Annotated in this window: 13 protein-coding genes; 2 read left to right on the top strand and 11 right to left on the bottom strand. The window is 69.3% G+C overall.

The window, feature by feature from the left end; genetic code table 11:
- Window positions 1-112: 112 nt before the first annotated feature.
- The 4 genes from C5B97_RS05900 to C5B97_RS05915 form a co-directional block, all read right to left on the bottom strand.
- Window positions 113-991: a sugar phosphate isomerase/epimerase gene (locus C5B97_RS05900; protein ID WP_104311196.1), complete on the bottom strand. Its 879-nt coding sequence runs from the start codon at window positions 989-991 to the stop codon at window positions 113-115.
- Window positions 988-2,166: a dihydrodipicolinate synthase family protein gene (locus C5B97_RS05905; RefSeq protein ID WP_104311317.1), complete on the bottom strand. Its 1,179-nt coding sequence runs from the start codon at window positions 2,164-2,166 to the stop codon at window positions 988-990. The genes C5B97_RS05900 and C5B97_RS05905 overlap by 4 nt, the downstream gene beginning before the upstream one ends.
- A gap of 23 nt (window positions 2,167-2,189) precedes the next feature.
- On the bottom strand, window positions 2,190-3,347 hold the full coding sequence (locus tag C5B97_RS05910) for a Gfo/Idh/MocA family protein (protein WP_104311197.1): 1,158 nt from the start codon (window positions 3,345-3,347) through the stop codon (window positions 2,190-2,192).
- Between the two features lie 108 nt (window positions 3,348-3,455).
- Window positions 3,456-4,493 carry a LacI family DNA-binding transcriptional regulator gene (locus tag C5B97_RS05915; RefSeq protein ID WP_104311198.1) on the bottom strand — a complete coding sequence of 346 codons (1,038 nt, stop codon included), beginning with the start codon at window positions 4,491-4,493 and terminating at the stop codon, window positions 3,456-3,458.
- Window positions 4,494-4,593: 100 nt separating this feature from the next.
- Between C5B97_RS05915 and C5B97_RS05920 the strand changes: the two genes are divergently transcribed.
- Window positions 4,594-5,745 (top strand): glycerate kinase, encoded by a 1,152-nt coding sequence (locus tag C5B97_RS05920; protein ID WP_104311199.1) that lies wholly within the window; start codon window positions 4,594-4,596, stop codon window positions 5,743-5,745.
- Between the two features lie 18 nt (window positions 5,746-5,763).
- Here the strand turns inward: C5B97_RS05920 and C5B97_RS05925 are convergent, their stop codons facing one another.
- Together C5B97_RS05925 and C5B97_RS05930 are read right to left on the bottom strand one after the other, a co-directional pair.
- Window positions 5,764-6,279, bottom strand: coding sequence for an O-acetyl-ADP-ribose deacetylase (locus C5B97_RS05925; RefSeq protein WP_104311200.1), 516 nt, complete (start codon window positions 6,277-6,279; stop codon window positions 5,764-5,766).
- A gap of 53 nt (window positions 6,280-6,332) precedes the next feature.
- The gene (locus C5B97_RS05930) at window positions 6,333-6,992 is read right to left on the bottom strand and encodes a Fic family protein (RefSeq protein ID WP_219819770.1); all 660 of its coding nucleotides are present in this window, start codon (window positions 6,990-6,992) and stop codon (window positions 6,333-6,335) included.
- Between the two features lie 339 nt (window positions 6,993-7,331).
- Between C5B97_RS05930 and C5B97_RS05935 the strand changes: the two genes are divergently transcribed.
- On the top strand, window positions 7,332-8,942 hold the full coding sequence (locus tag C5B97_RS05935; RefSeq protein WP_104311318.1) for an L-lactate permease: 1,611 nt from the start codon (window positions 7,332-7,334) through the stop codon (window positions 8,940-8,942).
- Between the two features lie 111 nt (window positions 8,943-9,053).
- Here the strand turns inward: C5B97_RS05935 and C5B97_RS05940 are convergent, their stop codons facing one another.
- The 5 genes from C5B97_RS05940 to C5B97_RS05960 all read right to left on the bottom strand — a co-directional run bounded on the left by C5B97_RS05940 (window position 9,054) and on the right by C5B97_RS05960 (window position 15,939).
- Window positions 9,054-9,446: a VOC family protein gene (locus tag C5B97_RS05940; protein WP_219819771.1), complete on the bottom strand. Its 393-nt coding sequence runs from the start codon at window positions 9,444-9,446 to the stop codon at window positions 9,054-9,056.
- 185 nt (window positions 9,447-9,631) lie between these two features.
- Complete coding sequence (locus C5B97_RS05945) at window positions 9,632-12,676, bottom strand: glycoside hydrolase family 38 C-terminal domain-containing protein (protein ID WP_104311201.1); 3,045 nt, start codon at window positions 12,674-12,676, stop codon at window positions 9,632-9,634.
- Window positions 12,677-12,716: 40 nt separating this feature from the next.
- The gene (locus C5B97_RS05950) at window positions 12,717-13,523 is read right to left on the bottom strand and encodes a carbohydrate ABC transporter permease (protein ID WP_249312579.1); all 807 of its coding nucleotides are present in this window, start codon (window positions 13,521-13,523) and stop codon (window positions 12,717-12,719) included.
- A 113-nt stretch (window positions 13,524-13,636) separates the two neighbouring features.
- On the bottom strand, window positions 13,637-14,578 hold the full coding sequence (locus C5B97_RS05955; RefSeq protein WP_104311203.1) for a carbohydrate ABC transporter permease: 942 nt from the start codon (window positions 14,576-14,578) through the stop codon (window positions 13,637-13,639).
- Complete coding sequence (locus C5B97_RS05960) at window positions 14,578-15,939, bottom strand: extracellular solute-binding protein (RefSeq protein WP_104311204.1); 1,362 nt, start codon at window positions 15,937-15,939, stop codon at window positions 14,578-14,580. The genes C5B97_RS05955 and C5B97_RS05960 overlap by 1 nt, the downstream gene beginning before the upstream one ends.
- Between the last annotated feature and the right edge of the window lie 44 nt (window positions 15,940-15,983).

Consider the following 15,983-nt stretch of genomic DNA (forward strand, 5'->3'; position numbering starts at 1 on the left):
CTCGATAGCGGCGGCACGAGCGGTCAGGACGCAGAGAAGCAGATCGGAACGGACATAGCAGAGCGCCTGCCCCGGTTGGGGCAGGCGCTCTGCGGTCTCGCGGTGTGGCGGTTCAGCCGTGGACGGGCACAGCGAGGTGGGTGCCGACGTGCGCGTCGAACGCCGCCACCGTGTCTGAGACGGCCTCGTCGTAGCCCTTCGCCCACAGCTCGGCGTTGAAGACCTCGACCTCCACGTCGCCGCTGTAGCCGGCAGCGTTCACCCACGCCGTGAGCTGCGTGAAGTCGATCACGCCCGCACCCGGGAGGTGCCGGCTCAGCAGCACGTCAGCGGGCAGAGGCGTCGCCCAGTCGCACACCTGGTAGGACGCGATGCGACCGGCGCGACCGGCGCGCGCGATCTGCTCCTCGGCCTCCGGATCCCACCAGACGTGGAAGGAATCGATGACCACGCCGACAGCGGGACTGCCGACGCGGTCGGCGAGGTCGAGCGCCTGCTTGAGCGTCGAGAGCACCGCGCGGTCGGACGCGTACATCGGGTGCAGCGGCTCGAGCACGAGCGTCACACCGGCGGCGTGCGCCTCGGGGGCCAGCTCGGCGATGGCTTCCTCGAGGCGGCCTCGGGCGCCGGCGAGGTCGCGGCTGCCCTCGGGGATGCCGCCCGCGACGATGATGAGCGACGCCGATGACCCGTCGGCGCCGGCGGCCGCGAGGGTCGCCGCCTCCTCGATGGCCCTGCGGTTGTCGTCGATCGCGGCACGTCGCTCGGCGCCTTCCGTCATCGTCACGAAACCGCCGCGGCAGTGGCTCGAGAAGCGCAGCCCGGAGTCGGCGAGCATGCGCGCCGACTCGGCGAGGCCGGCCTCGGCGACCGGCTCACGCCAGAGCCCGATGCTCTGCACGCCCTGGCGGACGGTCGCGTCGATGGCGTCGCGGAGCGAGGCGTGCTTGATGGTGGCCTGGTTGATCGACAGGCGTGGATGCGGGCTCACGCGTCGACTCCGTTCAGGCGCAGCATCGAGTGCCAGCGGTCGGCGGCGAGCTCGGGGCGTTCGAGCGCCCCGGACGCGTTCGCGAGTTCCACGATGCGGGAGAGGTGCGGGAGGCTGCGGGCCGCGTGCAGGCCGCCCACCATCTGGAACGCATCCTGATGCCCGTTGAGCCAGCTCAGGAACGCGACGCCCGTCTTGTAGTAGAACGTGGGTGCCGCGAACACCTGACGCGAGAGCTCCTGGGTGGGCTCGAGGATGCGCCGGAACTCCGCGGGGTCGCCCGCGTCCAGTGCCTGCACGGCAGCGGAGGCGTTCGGCGCGAGCACGCTGAAGGCCCCGAGCAGCGCGTCCGAGTGGATGCCCCTGGCGTCGTCCTCGATGAGCTCGACGTAGTTGAAGTCGTCGCCGGTGAACATCGTGACGCCCTGGGGGAGTCGTGCCCGCACGTCCCGCTCGGCGTCAGCGTCCAGCAGGCTCATCTTGATGCCGCTGACCTTGTCGGCGTGCTCCTCGATGAGGGCGATGACGGTGTCGGACGCCCGCTGCCAGGCGTCGGCCCCGAAGTAGCCGCGCAGGGACGGGTCGAAGGCGGTGCCGAGCCAGTGCAGCACCGCCTTCGACGAGACTGCTCCGAGCACGCGGTTGTAGACGCGGAGGTAGTCGGCGGGGGATTGCGCCGCGCGTGCGAGGTGCCGGCTCGCCATGATGACGGGAAGCGCGCCCTGTGCCTCCGCGAACTCCAGCTGCTCCAGGTACGCGCGCTCGATCTCGTCGAGCGTCAGCACCTCCTCGGTGCGGGAATCCGTGTTGACACCGACGGCGATGCTGCCACCGGCCTCGTTCGCTGCCGCCGCGCTTCGGGCGATGAGCTCGCGCGTCGCGGCGGCGTCGAGACCCATGTTGCGCTGCGCCGTGTCCATGGCGTCCGCGACGCCGAGCCCCCACGACCACAGCTGCCTGCGGTAGTCGAGCGTCGCATCCCAGTCGATGTCGGCCGGCGCGCCCGGCACGTTGTCCGCCGTCACCCGCGGGATGACGTGTGCCGCCGCATAGAGCTCGCGCGAGCGGAGCGGACCCACAGGTCGCTGGAACTCCGGTGCCTCGAGCAACCCGACGCGTGACGCGGCGCCTTCGGGGGACAGCAGTGCGAGGCGGGTGCCGGTCGCTTGGCGCATCCCGTCGATCAGCTGCGTCGTGGTCACTTTGCGCCACCCTGATCAGCCAGCGACACCCGGCGGCCCGAGGCGTTCGACTCGAGAGCGGCCTCGGCGAGCAGCATGCCCTTGGCGCCTGAGCGGAAGTCGTAGTCGTGCGTGCCGTCGTCGAGCACGTAGCGGAGGAACTCGATCCACTGCAGCTTGAAGCCGTTGTCGACGGCGTCGTTCTGCGGCACCTCGACCCAATCGGCTGAGTAGTCGTGCTCATCACGCAGATCGGGGTTCCAGGTGGGCTTCGGCGTCACATTCCGCGGCTGCACCTTCGCGCCGAACAGGCCGACGACGGCGCTGCCGTGCGTGCCGTCGACGTGGATCTCGACGAGCTCGTCACGGTTGACGCGCACAGTCCAGCTCGAGTTGAACTGCACGATCGGGCCGTCGGCGAGGTCGAAGATCGCGTAGGCGGCGTCATCGGCGGTGGCCGTGTAGCGCTTTCCTGACTCGTCGACGCGCTCCGGGATGTGCGTGCGCGTCTCTGCGTAGACGGACGAGATCTCACCGAAGAGGTTCTCGATGACGTAGTTCCAATGCGGGAACATGTCGACGACGATCCCGCCGCCGTCTTCGGAGCGGTAGTTCCAGCTCGGACGCTGCGACGGCTGCCAGTCGCCCTCGAAGACCCAGTAGCCGAATTCGCCGCGCACCGAGAGGATCTCGCCGAAGAAGCCGCTCTCGATGAGGCGGCGCAGCTTCAGGAGGCCCGGCAGGTAGAGCTTGTCGTGCACGACGCCGTTCTTGACGCCAGCGGCTTCGGCCTCCTCGGCGAGCGCCAGCGCATCCGCGTAGCTCTCGGCGGTGGGCTTCTCGGTGTAGATGGCCTTGCCGGCCGCGATGGCCTTGTGGATCGCGGGCACCCGCAGGCGGGTGATGAGGGCGTCGAAGTAGACGGGGAAGTCGTCGTCGGCGAGCGCCACGTCGAGGTCGGTCGTGTACTTCTCGATGCCGTGCTTCGCTGCCAGCTCGCGAAGTCGTTCCTCGTTGCGGGCAACCAGGTAGAGCTCGATCGGGCGGCGTGTCCCGTCCGAGAGCGGGATGCCGCCTTCGTCGCGAAGCGCCAGCAGCGAGCGGACGAGGTGCTGGCGGTAGCCCATGCGCCCCGTCGCGCCATTGACGATGATCCCGAGCTTGTCCGTGGTCATATTCATCCTCTCGTCTGAGCCTCGGCGTTGAGGCTCTGATCAGCGTATTGGAAAGCGCTTACCAAGACAAGCAGAACGAACAAGATCGAACGTCGGAGCATGCTGCCGTCAGCTGCGCCGCGGCGTGCTCTCCCGGATGACGACGGCCGTGTTGACGGGGAGTACGACCGGCCCGTCCTCACCGCGTTCGGCGAGAGCGAGCCGAACCGCGCGATAGCCCATGTCGCTCAACGGCGCGACGACGGTGGTCAGCGGGGGCGTGACGTCGCGGACGAGCGCGATGTCGTCGAAGCCCGCGACCGACACATCCCGACCCGGTTCCCGGCCGAGGTCCCGGAGCGCGGTGAGGACGCCGGTGGCCATGAGATCGCTGGTCGCGAAGATCGTGTCGGTGTCCGGAAACCGGGAGAGGAGCGTGCGAAGGGCCTCGTAGCCGCCATCGCGCGTGAAGGCCGCCGAGATGACGGCGTCGTCGTCGACGCTGAGGTCCGCCTCGTCGAGGCCCGCACGGAACCCATCCACGCGGTCGCGGTTCGTGAGCAGGTCGAGCGGGCCCGTGATGATCCCGAACTCGCGTCCGCCCTGCCCCACGAGCTGGCGGGCGAGTTCCTGCGCGCCTGCCCGGTTGCGAAGCTCGACGACGTCGAACGGCGACGGAGCCTGAGCGACCAGCACGACTCGTCCACCGGAAGCCGCGTAGGCGAGCAGCTGCTCTTCGAGCGCCGACTGCTGGGGGTCGTCGATGCGACGCGAGCCGGTCAGGATGATGGCGCGGGGGCGCTGCCCGCGCAGGGTTCGCACGATCTCGAGTTCATTCGTGACGCTGCGCTCGGCCGCGGCGATCGTCACGATGAGGTTCGCCTCCTCGGCTCCGCGCATGACGCCGGCGGCGATGGCGCTGAAGTAGGGGTCGGCGATGTCGCTGACGACGACGGCGATGGTCGAGGAAGCACCGCGTGCGACGGCCTGCGCGCTGAGGTTCGGCGAGTAGCCGAGTCGATCCGCGGTCTCCTGGACGCGCTTGCGGATCTCCTCGTTCACGCGCCTGCCAGCGCTGCCGTTGATGGCGCGCGAGGCCGTGGCGATGGAGACGCCCGCAGCCTGCGCGACCTCCCCGAGCGTGACGTGATTTCCGTGCCGACTCACGGGTCTCCTCCCCGGCGTGCAGCGTTGCGCGCCACTCTGACGAGAAGGAGCCTAGTGGGAAACGCTTTCCTCGCGCTGGGCTCCTCGGTAGATTGGCGGCATGCAGCGTCGAATCGTCATCGCACCGGACTCGTTCAAGGGCACCGCTTCGGCGGCGGAGGTCGCCGCGGCGATCAGGCGGGGTTGGCAGCGCGCGAGGCCGGATGACGGGTGCGTCGAGGTGCCGATGGCTGACGGAGGTGAGGGCACGACGGCTGCGATCGCAGGTTCGGTGCCTGGGGCGCGAGTTGTCGTCGTGCCGGTCGAGGGGCCGCTCGGCGACCCGGTGGATGCTGCGCTCGTCGAGCTGCCCGACGGCACGTGGGTGGTCGAGCTCGCCGAGACGAGCGGGATCGCCCTCCTCGAGCGGGTCGACCGGGACTCCTGCTTCCGCGCGTCGACCGTCGGGCTCGGGCAGGCCATCCGGTACGCGACCGAGCACGGCGCGAGGCGCGTGCTGGTCGGGCTGGGCAGCAGCGCGTCGACGGACGGCGGGGCCGGCTTGCTCACGGGGCTCGGGGTTCGACTCCTCGACGGCGGCGGGGCGAGCATCCCGCCAGGAAACGGCGGGCTGCACGCGCTCGAGACGCTGGACGTGTCCGGCCTCGCGCCGCTCCCCGTGGACGGCGTCGTCGCCCTGACGGACGTCGTGAATCCGCTGTTCGGCGAGCTCGGGGCCGCGTCCGTCTTCGGACCGCAGAAGGGTGCAGCCGTCGATGACGTGCCGACGCTCGAGGCGGGGCTCGCTCGATTCGCCGAGGTGCTCGGCGGTGCGCCGGAGACGAGCGGGGACGTCGCCGCGCTCACCGCCCGGGCGGGGTCCGGAGCCGCAGGTGGCACGGGATTCGGGGTGCTCGCCATCGGCGGGGAGATCTCGGCAGGGGCCATCGCCGTCGCTGACGCGATCGGCCTGCCGGCCCTCGTACGCGGGGCGGACCTCGTCATCACAGGGGAGGGCAGCTTCGACGCGCAGTCCGAGGCGGGCAAGGTGCCGTCGCTCGTCCGCGCGCTCGCGGAAGAGGAGGGCGCGCGCTTCGGAGTGATCGCAGGGCGGGTCGGGCTCGACGCGGAGCAGCGCGAGACCCTGGCGCTCGCCGGGGTCAGCATCCTGTCGCTGTCGGAGCTCGCCGGCTCGGGGCAACGCGCCATGGAGGAGACCCTGCACTGGGTCGAGGTCGCAGGGGAGCGGATGGCGCGGGCGTTCGAGTTCTAGGCGGCGGGCTGGCGGGGCTCAGCTGCCGAGGCCTCGAGCGCTGAGCGCACGCTCGACGTCCGCGAAGATCTGCTGGTCGCGTGCCACGAGGCGCACCTCATCGACGCGGGTCCCCGATCCCGCGATGGTGTCGGCGGCCGCGGCGATCGCATCGTCGAGCGGCCACGCGTAGATGCCGGCACTGATGAGCGGAAACGCGATCGTAGTCGCGCCCAGCTCGTCGGCGACCTCGAGCGAGCGCCGGTAGCAGGAGGTGAGGAGCGAGCGGTCGCGCTGGCCCGAGCCGTAATCCGGCCCAACCGTGTGGATGACCCACCGAGCCGGCAGGTCGCCGGCCGTCGTGTATCCGGCGTCCCCTGTCGCGAGGCCGTGGGGAAAGCGGGCGATGCAGTCGCGCAGCACGGCTGGCCCGCCCGCGCGGTGGATGGCTCCGTCGACGCCGCCACCTCCGCGCATGCCGTTGTTGGCGGCGTTCACCACCGCGTCGACCTCCTGCTGGGTGATGTCGCCGAGAACCGGCACGATGCGCGTCATGCGAGCAGTCTCGCGCAGCAGCGTCAACGGAACCGGTGAATGCGACGCGGAGATCAACGACGGGCGCGCCGGATGCCCGCGGCGAAGTCCTCCAGGGCGTCGAGGATCCCAGAGTGCTGCCACACCTTCCCTCGGCGCCTGCCGGTTCGCTCCGTGAGGACGCCGCGTTCCGTCAGCAGAGACAGTGCACGGTTCGCGGTCACGGCATCGACAGCGAGTGCACGCTGCACGAAGGCCGAATCGACGATCGGCTGCCCTACCAGCAACGGCAGCAGTCGCAGCCCGGTCGCCTGGGGGCGCACGCCCGCGAGGAGCTCGCGTGATTCGTCGAGTGCCGACCGCAGCGCATCCACGAGGTCCCCACCTGCTGCTGCCGCGAACCTCGCGGCCCCCGCGAAGGTACGCACGATCGGCTCGGCGTCCCCGGCCCTGAATGCACCGAGGGCATCGAAATAGCGATCAAGATCGGTCAGCAGCCCTGCGGAAAGCGGCACGGTGGTGTGCGAGGCGATGCCGCTGGCGCGCAGCATGATCTGCACGAGGGCGCGGCCCGTTCGTCCGTTCCCATCGATGAACGGATGGATCGTCTCGAACTGCGCGTGCGCGACAGCGATCTGCAGCATGGCCGGCAGGTCCACGCGATCCGCGAACGCAAGCAGATCGGCGAGCGCCGAGGTGATGATGTCGGGTTGGGGGGGCGACGAAGTCGGCATCGCGTGGACCCGCATTCCCCTTCCCGATCCAGACGAGTTCCCCGCGGAGCTGACCGGCATGCTCTTCCATGCCCGGCTGGTGCGCGAGCAGCTCACGGTGCATGGACAGGATGGCCGAGACGGACAGACGCTCCGTCAGCGCGACTGCGGCTTCCTGCCGATGTCATCATCTTCCGAGCTTAGTAACACTTCTCGCGGAAAGTGTTACTAAGCAAGTGTTGGAGGGAAACGCTCGCATGCCGGCACCCGCGCCCGCTACTGTGACGAGCAGAGCTGAGCGCGCTCTCCCCGATGCGCTCCGCCTCGCAGCGAACGGAGCCTCCCGTGGTCACTGAAGCACTGTGGATGCAGGACATCGACCCGTTCGGGAACCCGTGGCTGTCGGCGCTCGTCGCCGTGATCCCCATCGCCATCTTCCTCATCTGCCTCACGGCGCTGAAGATGAAGGGCATCCTCGCGGCGAGCATCGCGGTCGTCGCAGAGATCCTCGTCGCCCTCATCGCGTTCGGGATGCCGGGCACCGCCGTCGCAGGGTCCGGACTCCTCGGCATCCTCACCGCCATCTGGCCCATCGCCTACATCATCGTCATGGCCGTGTGGCTCTACCGCCTCGCCGTCGCCAGCGGACGCTTCGACGTGATCCGCGCATCCATCTCCGGCATCTCACCCGACCAGCGCATCCAGGTGCTGCTCATCAGCTTCGCCTTCGGCGCGTTCCTCGAAGGCGCGGCAGGCTTCGGCGTGCCCATCGCGATCTGTGCCGCCCTGCTCGTGCAGCTCGGCTTCAAGCCCGTGAAAGCCGCCATGCTGTCGCTCGTCGCGAACGTCGCCGCCGGCGCCTACGGAGCCATCGGCATCCCGGTCATCGTGGGCGCGCAGGTCGCTGGCGTCGAAGTGCTCGAGATGTCCCGCACGATGATGCTGCTCCTGCAGCCCCTCACGTTCCTCGTCCCGTTCCTGCTCGTCATCATCCTCGACGGATGGCGCGGACTCCGCGAGACCTGGCCGGCGACCCTCCTGGTCAGCGTCGTCTTCAGCGGGGTGCAGGCAAGCGTCCTCTGGTTCCTCGGCCCCGAGCTGGCCGACCTCGGCTCCGGCCTCGCCGCCATGCTCGCCCTCTTCGCCTTCGGCCGCGTGTGGCAGCCGAAGCGCATCTTCCGCGAGAGCGGGGAAGCGGCACCCGCCGTCGAGCGACACAGCGTCCGCGAGATCGCCGTCGCCTGGAGCCCGTTCTACATCCTCACCGCCCTCATCCTGGTGTGGAGCATCCCCGCGTTCAAGCAGCTCTTCGCCGCCGACGGTCCCCTCGCCGCCGCGGTCATCAAGCTCCCCATCCCGGGACTCACCGGCCAGATCGCCCTCCCGAGCGACGACCCCGTCGCCAGCACCTGGGACTTCGCGCCCATCAGCGCCACCGGCACCGCCATCCTGCTCGCCGTCATCGTGTCGTTCCTCACGACGCCGAGCCTCAGGGCAGCCGACCTCTGGCACGAGCTCGTCGCAACCCTCCGCGAGCTCTGGCAGGCGCTCGTCCTGATCGCGCTCATCCTCGTGCTCGCGAACATCGCCAACTACTCCGGCGGGTCGGCCAGCATCGGCAGCGCCCTCGCCGCCGTCGGCCCCGTCTTCCCGCTTCTCGCACCCATCATCGGGTGGCTCGGCGTGTTCCTCACGGGGTCCGTCGTCAACAACAACACCCTCTTCGGCCCCCTGCAGGTCGCGACGGCGGGACGCATCGGCGTCTCGCCCGAACTGCTTGTCGCCGCGAACACGGCGGGCGGCACGACCGCGAAGGTCATCTCACCGCAGTCCATCGCGATCGCGGCCGGTGCCGTCGGGCTCTCAGGGCGGGAGGGCGAGATACTGCGCACGTCCATCGGCTACAGCCTCGGGATGCTCGCCTTCATCTGCGTGTGGAGCTTCACGCTGTCGGTGCTGCTGCCGGTGTAGCCCGCGCAGCCGCTGGTCCCGGCTCGCTTCAGGGGCGCAGCGTTGTGGCGTAGTGCGGTTCCGAGCGCGGCGACCAGCGCTCTGCCACAACTCCGCGGGAGGACGCGGGCCTCACTTCGAGACGAAGAACTCCAGCGCGATCTGGTCGGGGTCCTTGAAGCTCAGCGCGTAGCCGTACGGAGCCTCGACGATGCCGCCGTGCTCGATGCCGCGCGCGGTCAGGTGCTGCGCCCAGGCCTCGAGCTCATCCTGGTTCTCTACCTCGAACCCGAGGTGGTCGAGCCCCGGAGAGAAGGGGGAGAACCCGGCGTCGTCGCCGCGATCGTGCTGTGTCAGGCCGAGGTTCGTGCCGCCGGGCAGCGCGAACAGCTTGCGGTGCAGGGTCGCGTCGTCGATCTCGGTCGCTGGCTCGAAGCCGAACACCTGCTCGTAGAAGGCGACGCTCGCTTGGAGGTCGCGCACGGTGACCGCGACGTGGTGGAGGTTCGTGAAGGTGGGCATCATCGCTCATTCCTGCGCGCCTCGGGGGATGCGCGCTCCGCTCACCGTCTCACGCCGCCCCCGTGAGATCCCGGGGCGCGGCGTGAAAAAGCTGTGGCGAACCTGCACCCCAGGAGCGGGAGGTGCGGTTCGCCACAGCGTCGGACCGGGCGGGCAGCGCAGTCTGCGCCGCCCGGTCTCCCCAGATGTCAGCGCAGCGCTGACACCCCACGGAAGCGCAGCGTGACCAGCTGGAACGGGCGCACCGACAGCGCCAGCGCGCCCTCAGCATCCACGATCGCCGTCTGGTCGACGTCACGCTCGAGCAGGTCGGTCTCAGCGACCGACTCGAACGCGAACCCGGGCGTCACGACTGCCCGAGCCTTCGCACCGCGAGCCTCATAGAAGCGGACGACCACGTCGCCGCTCCTGTCCTCCGCCAGCTTCACGGCCTCGACGACAACCGCGGGGTTGTCGACCGTGAGCAGCGGCTCGATCGGCGCCGAACCCGTCACCGGGCGCGGGCCGACGTTCAGCCGGTAGCCCTCAGCGGCCGCATCCAGCACATCCGCGCCCACGCGCACCGAGGTCCGCAGCACATGCCGTCCCTGATCGGCGTGCGGGTCCGGGAACGTGGGCGCCCGCAGCAGCGATTCCCGCACGAGGGTTGTCGTGCCACCACCATCCCGGGTCGTGCGCGTCACGTCGTGGCCGTACGTCGAGTCGTTCGCGACGGCGACGCCGTAACCGGTCTCGCCGACGTGCACCCAACGGTGCGCGCTCGTCTCGAACCGCGCCACATCCCACGACGTGTTGCGATGGATCGGCCGGTTCACGTGCCCGAACTGGATCTCCGACGACGACCGCTCCGCGTGCACGTCCAGCGGGAACGCCAGCTTCAGCAGCTTCTGCCGCTCGTGCCAGTCGACGTCCGTCGTCAGGTCGAGCGTCGGGCGCCCCGCGCTCAGCGACAGCTCCTGCACGAACGTGCTCGCTCCGTCCGAACGCGACACCTTGACGACGACCCGGTCGGTGCTCTCCGAGACGACCTCGATCGAGTCGACCGATCGGATCGGCCGGCCGTGGCGCTGGTAGTGCACGTCGATGTCCCACGCATCCCACTGTGCGGGCGTATCGCGGTAGACCCAGAGCTCGGCAGCGCGCTCGCCGGCCGGGACCAGCTCGCGGTCGGCGGCGACGTCGAAGAGCGACGAGACGAGCCCGTCGGCGTCGATCGTGACCCGCACGAGCGAGTTGTCGAGCACCAGGTCGTCGCCGGACCGCGTGAGCGTCACGGGAGAGGTGTCGGCAGTCGAGCCCGCAACGGATGCGCCACCACCGAGCGCGGGCACGCCGTCCACTGCGTACGGTCCGGCGTTCGCGAGCAGCGCCGTCTCGCCGGCACCGGTCAGCGAGCCGAGCGCCGAGGAGATGAGCGTCTCGAGTTCACCCGCGACCCGCTCGTAGTGCTCCTCCGCGACCTGGTGCACCCAGGCGATGGAGGAGCCGGGCAGGATGTCGTGGAACTGCTGCAGCAGCACCGTCTGCCAGGCAGACTCGAGCTCGGCGTAGGGGTAGGCCGTGCCCGTGCGGATGGTGGCGGCGGTCGCCCACAGCTCTGCCTCGCGCAGCAGGTGCTCGCTGCGGCGGTTGCCGCGCTTCGTGCGCGCCTGCGACGTGTACGTGCCTCGGTGGAACTCGAGGTAGATCTCGCCTGACCACACCGGCGGCTGCGCGAGCTCGGCCTCGGCCTGCTCGAAGAAGGCCTGCGGGCTGGTCATCTCGACGGTCGGGGAGCCCTCGAGGTTGCGGGTGCGCTCAGCCGCCGCGACCATCTCGCGCGTCGGGCCGCCGCCGCCATTGCCGTAGCCGAACGGCACGAGCGACGAGTTGGCCTCGCCCTTCTCCTTGTAGTCGCGCTGCGCCTTGTGCAGCTCCTCCTGCGAGAGGACGGAGTTGTAGGTGGCGACGGGCGGGAAGTGCGTGAACACCTGCGAGCCGTCGATGCCCTCCCAGTTGAACGTGTGGTGCGGCATGACGTTCGTTTCGTTCCACGACGGCTTCTGCGTCAGGAAGTACTTCGACCCTGCTGCCTTGACGATCTGGGGGAGCGCCGCCGAGTAGCCGAAGGAGTCGGGCAGCCACACCTCTGGCGGTTCGATCCCGAACTCGCGGATGAAGAAGCCCTTGCCCGCGACGAACTGGCGGGCCATGGCCTCGCCGCCGGGCAGGTTCGTGTCCGACTCCACCCACATGCCGCCGACGGGCACGAAGCGACCCTCGAGGACCCGCACCTTGATGCGCTCGAAGAGGTCCGGGTAGTGCTCCTTCATCCACGCGAACTGCTGCGCGGACGAGCAGGCGAACAGGAAGTCGTCGTTCTCGTCCATGAGCGACAGCACGTTCGAGAAGGTGCGGGCGCACTTGCGGATCGTCTCCCGGACGGGCCACAGCCAGGCGGAGTCGATGTGCGCGTGCCCGACGGCAACCAGGTGGTGGGCGCTCGCGTAGGCGGGGGAGGCGAGCAGTGGCGCGAGCACCTCGCGCCCGGCCTTCGCCGTGCCGGAGACGTCATCCGGGTCGAGCGTGTCGATGAGCCGCTCGAGTCCGCGGAGGATCTCCGCGCGCCTCGGCTGCTCCTCGCCGAGCTCGCGCCAGAGGCCGTCCAGCGTCCACACGTCCTGCGCGAGCTCCCACACGGGGACGTCGCGCAGGCCGATGTCGAGGACCCGCGTCCGGTAGATGGGGGCATCACCCGAGGTGGCGAGGTCGCCCATGGGGGTCGGCGCGTAGACCGACTCGCCCTGCACATCCGGGTTCGAAGCGGCCTCTATGTAGAGGTCGATGCTGTCGCCTGGCCCGATCTTCAGCGGCACCGCGGTGTTGCGCGGCTCGATGGCCTTGAGGATGTGCCCCTCGGGGGTCCAGACGAGGCCCTCGGCCTGGAAGCCGGGGTGCCCGCTCACGAAGCCGAGGTCGACGAGCACCTCGACGCGCGCATCCGTCATCTCCCAGTCCGAGGGCACGGTGCCGGTGATGTGGAACCACGTGGTTCCCCACGGCCGGCTCCACTCGGAGCCGACCCGGAAGGGCGCGAACTGCTGGGTGATCGCCTCGGCGAACGGAACGGGCTCGCCCGGCACATCCCACGAGGTGACCGTGAGCTGTTCGCGCTCGCGGTAGATGGCGGGGGTGAGGCGTTCGGACACGAACCGGCGGATGCGGAGATCGACGAACTGTGTGGGGTCAGGCATGGGGCGCCTTTCTGCGTTGAAGGAGACGTTGGAAGTCGGGTCAGCCCTTGACGGCGCCGGCGAGCGCGAACGAGCCGCCGCCGAGGCGGGACACGAGCACGTACAGCGCCAGGACCGGCACGGAGTAGAGGAGGGAGAACGCGGCGAGCTGCCCGTAGGCGACTGCCCCGTACTGGCCGAAGAACGAGAAGATGCTCACCGCGGCGGGCAGCTTGTCGGGGCTCAGCAGCAGGATGAACGGGATGAAGAAGTTCCCCCACGTCTGGATGAAGACGAAGATGAACACGACCGCGATGCCTGGCCGCATGAGCGGCACGACGATGAGTCGCAGCGTCGCCATGGCGGAGGCGCCGTCCGTCCAGGCCGCCTCCTCAAGGGAGACGGGTACCGAGTCCATGAAGTTCTTCATCATCCAGATCGCCATGGGCAGCGAGGTGGCGGCCAGGAACAGGATGGTGCCGAACATGTTGTCGATGAGGTTGAACGCCACGAACAGGGCGTAGACGGGCACCATCATCGCGGTGATCGGCAGGCAGGTCCCGAACAGCACCCCGTAGAGGAACGGCTTGTTGATGCGCGACTTGTACCGGGAGAGCGGATACGCGGCAAGGATCGCCGCGAGCACCGTCACGATCGCGCATCCGCCGGAGAGCACGAGGCTGTTCCAGAGCGGGACGAGCGAGATCTCGGGGGTGAGGACGGCCGTGAAGTTGGCGAGCGACGGTGCTTCCGGCCATTTCACCGACAGGGTGGCGACCTCGTCGAAGGACGCGAGCACGAGCCAGACGAGGGGGAGGAGGAAGATCACGCCGATGACGCTGAGCACGATGTTGGCGAACCAGCGCATCGCGCGCCCCCGTGGGGCGGCCGCGCTCGTCTCGACGTGGTGGCTGCCGGTTGCGATGGATCTGGTGGTGGGCGCGGGGTCAGCCGCGGCCACGGATGTGTGGGTTGTCATGGTCAGTCCACCTCCGGTTTGAGCGCCCGAATGTAGGCGACCGAGAAGAGCGCGCCGACGAGCAGGAGCATGGTGGCGATGGCGGTGCCGAAGCCGAGCTGGCCGAAGCGGAACGCCTCCTGGTAGGCGAGGAGCGGCAGCGTCGTGCTGTCTGTGCCTGGCCCGCCGTTGGTCATCACGAAGATGAGCGCGAAGACGGAGAGCGTCTGCAGGGTCGTGAGCATGAGGTTCGTGGAGATGCTGCGGCGGATCATGGGCAGCGTGATGAGGGTGAACCGCTGCCATCCCTTGGCGCCGTCGACCTCGGCCGCCTCGGTGATCTCGGGCGGCACGTCGTTGAGGGCGGCCCGGTAGACCAGCATCGAGAACGCGGTGCCGCGCCACGTGTTGGCGAGGATCACGCTCAGCAGCGGCAGCGTGTACAGCCAGTTGGGGCCGGTGATGCCGATGGCCGCGAGCATCGTGTTGAGTGTGCCCGCGTCGCTGAAGAACGCGTACGCGGCGAAGGCCGCCACGATCTCCGGCAGCACCCACGCGGTCACGACGATCGTGCTGACCGTGCTGCGGACGACCTTGTTCGACGACTGCATGAGCACGGCGAGCCCCAGCCCGAGCACGTTCTGGCCGAGGATCGCGGAGGCGACGAGGAAGATGAGCGTGATGAGCACCGACTTCGGGAAGTCGGGGCTCGCGAAGAGGTCGGTGTAGTTCTGGAAGCCCACGAACTCCGCGCTCGAGGCGCCGACACCGCTCAGTGACGAGTTGGTGAAGGAGCCGTAGAACGACGAGATGACGGGGCCCAGGAGGAAGACGGCGAGGAGGCCGACGGCGGGCAGGAGCGGCACGCCGCGCGTGAGGCGTGTCACCGCGTTCCGTCGCTTCGGCGGCCTCCCGGCCTCGGGGGCGCGGGGCGCCCCCGAGGCCGGTGTGAGGGTGGCGGTCATCAGCTCGACGCCGACGTCGTGTTCTCTTCGCCGACGATGCCGATGACGGCCTTGTCGTAGGCGGCGGCAGCCTCTTCAGGCGTCTGCTGGCCGGTCATGACGGCCTCCATGGCCACGGTGATGGCTGCGGAGACCTGCGAGTAGTCGGAGTTGGCTGGGCGGAAGTTCGTGTCGGGCACGAGGTCCGCGAAGAACCCGAACGTCGGGTTCGCCTCCGTGTACTCGGGCGCCTCGGCGACGTCGGTGCGCACCGGCACCTGGCTGGCCGCGACGTCGTAGCTCAGCGCGTTCTCCTGGTTGAGGGCGAGGCTGATGAAGTCCCACGCCGCATCCGGGTTCTTCGTTCCCGCACCCATGGCGAGCGTCCATCCGCCCGACATGCTCGTGACGCCAGGGTCCTGCCCGTCCTGCGTCGGCATCGGGGTGACCTGCATGACGTCGGACCATTCCGGCCAGGGCTTGGAGCCCGACTCGAGCCAGGTGCCGCTCACCCACGAGCCGTCGAGGCTCATCGCGAGCTGGCCGCTGGGGATCCAGTCGGTGTTGATGTTCGTGCCGACGTTCTTGTCGAGCGCCTCCTGCGGGGTCGGCCCGAGGCCGCCCTGGTAGATGTCACCGACGAACGTGAGGGAGTCGATAAAGCCCTGCGAGCCGGTCACCCACTTCTGCTCGTCGGTGTTGAACAGCTCGTCCTCGGTGCCAGTGAGCAGCATCTGGAAGCCCTGCATCGAGGCACCCTCGGACATGGCCTTGCCGGAGTAGATGTTGAAGGGGCGGATGCTGGGGTCGTGGGCCTTCACTGCCTCGGCCGCGGCGATGATGTCGTCCCAGGTCTTCGGCTCCCACGGCACCTGCACGCCCGCGGCCTTCAGGATGTCCTGGTTGTACCAGAGGGCGCGGGTGTCGGTGCCCATGGGGATGCCGTAGACCTTGCCGTCGTCGCCGAGCCCAGCCTGGCGGGCGTTCTCGGGGAACTGCTCCCAGTCGGCCCAGTCGGCGACGTAGTCGTCGAGGGGCGCGAGGTAGCCGGCCTCGACGTCGGTCTTGACCATGAACGTGTCCTCGTACATGACGTCGGGTGCCGTCGCGGGGGAGCGGTTCATGAGGGCGAGCTTCGCGAAGTAGTCGGCTTCCTGCGCCTCGATCGGGATGAGCTCGACGGTCATCCCCTCGTTGGCCGCCTCGTACTCGGCCTTGACCTTCTGCATGTGGTCGTCCATCTGCGTGAACTGCCCGAACTTCTGGTAGGCGACCTTCAGGGTGTTCGAGTCGCCTCCGCCCGAGTCGCCTCCAGCGCAGGCAGACAGTGCAAGCACAGCGGCGGCGGCGACTGCCACGGCCCCGAGTGTGCGATTTTTCATGGTGCTCCTTTGCTCCACGACCGTTCTCCGTGTGGTCCGACATC

This window comes from Pseudoclavibacter sp. RFBB5 (assembly GCF_002931555.1).
Lineage (GTDB): Bacteria > Actinomycetota > Actinomycetes > Actinomycetales > Microbacteriaceae > Pseudoclavibacter.

Bases quoted from the DNA above. Each gene is read 5' to 3' on its own strand.
- C5B97_RS05905 (WP_104311317.1), bottom strand. From the start codon at position 2,166: ATGCGCCAAGCGACCGGCACCCGCCTCGCACTGCTGTCCCCCGAAGGC.
- C5B97_RS05910 (WP_104311197.1), bottom strand. From the start codon at position 3,347: ATGACCACGGACAAGCTCGGGATCATCGTCAATGGCGCGACGGGGCGC.
- C5B97_RS05920 (WP_104311199.1), top strand. From the start codon at position 4,594: ATGCAGCGTCGAATCGTCATCGCACCGGACTCGTTCAAGGGCACCGCT.
- C5B97_RS05925 (WP_104311200.1), bottom strand. From the start codon at position 6,279: ATGACGCGCATCGTGCCGGTTCTCGGCGACATCACCCAGCAGGAGGTC.
- C5B97_RS05930 (WP_219819770.1), bottom strand. From the start codon at position 6,992: ATGCCGACTTCGTCGCCCCCCCAACCCGACATCATCACCTCGGCGCTC.
- C5B97_RS05940 (WP_219819771.1), bottom strand. From the start codon at position 9,446: ATGATGCCCACCTTCACGAACCTCCACCACGTCGCGGTCACCGTGCGC.
- C5B97_RS05945 (WP_104311201.1), bottom strand. From the start codon at position 12,676: ATGCCTGACCCCACACAGTTCGTCGATCTCCGCATCCGCCGGTTCGTG.
- C5B97_RS05950 (WP_249312579.1), bottom strand. From the start codon at position 13,523: ATGCGCTGGTTCGCCAACATCGTGCTCAGCGTCATCGGCGTGATCTTC.
- C5B97_RS05955 (WP_104311203.1), bottom strand. From the start codon at position 14,578: ATGACCGCCACCCTCACACCGGCCTCGGGGGCGCCCCGCGCCCCCGAG.
- C5B97_RS05960 (WP_104311204.1), bottom strand. From the start codon at position 15,939: ATGAAAAATCGCACACTCGGGGCCGTGGCAGTCGCCGCCGCCGCTGTG.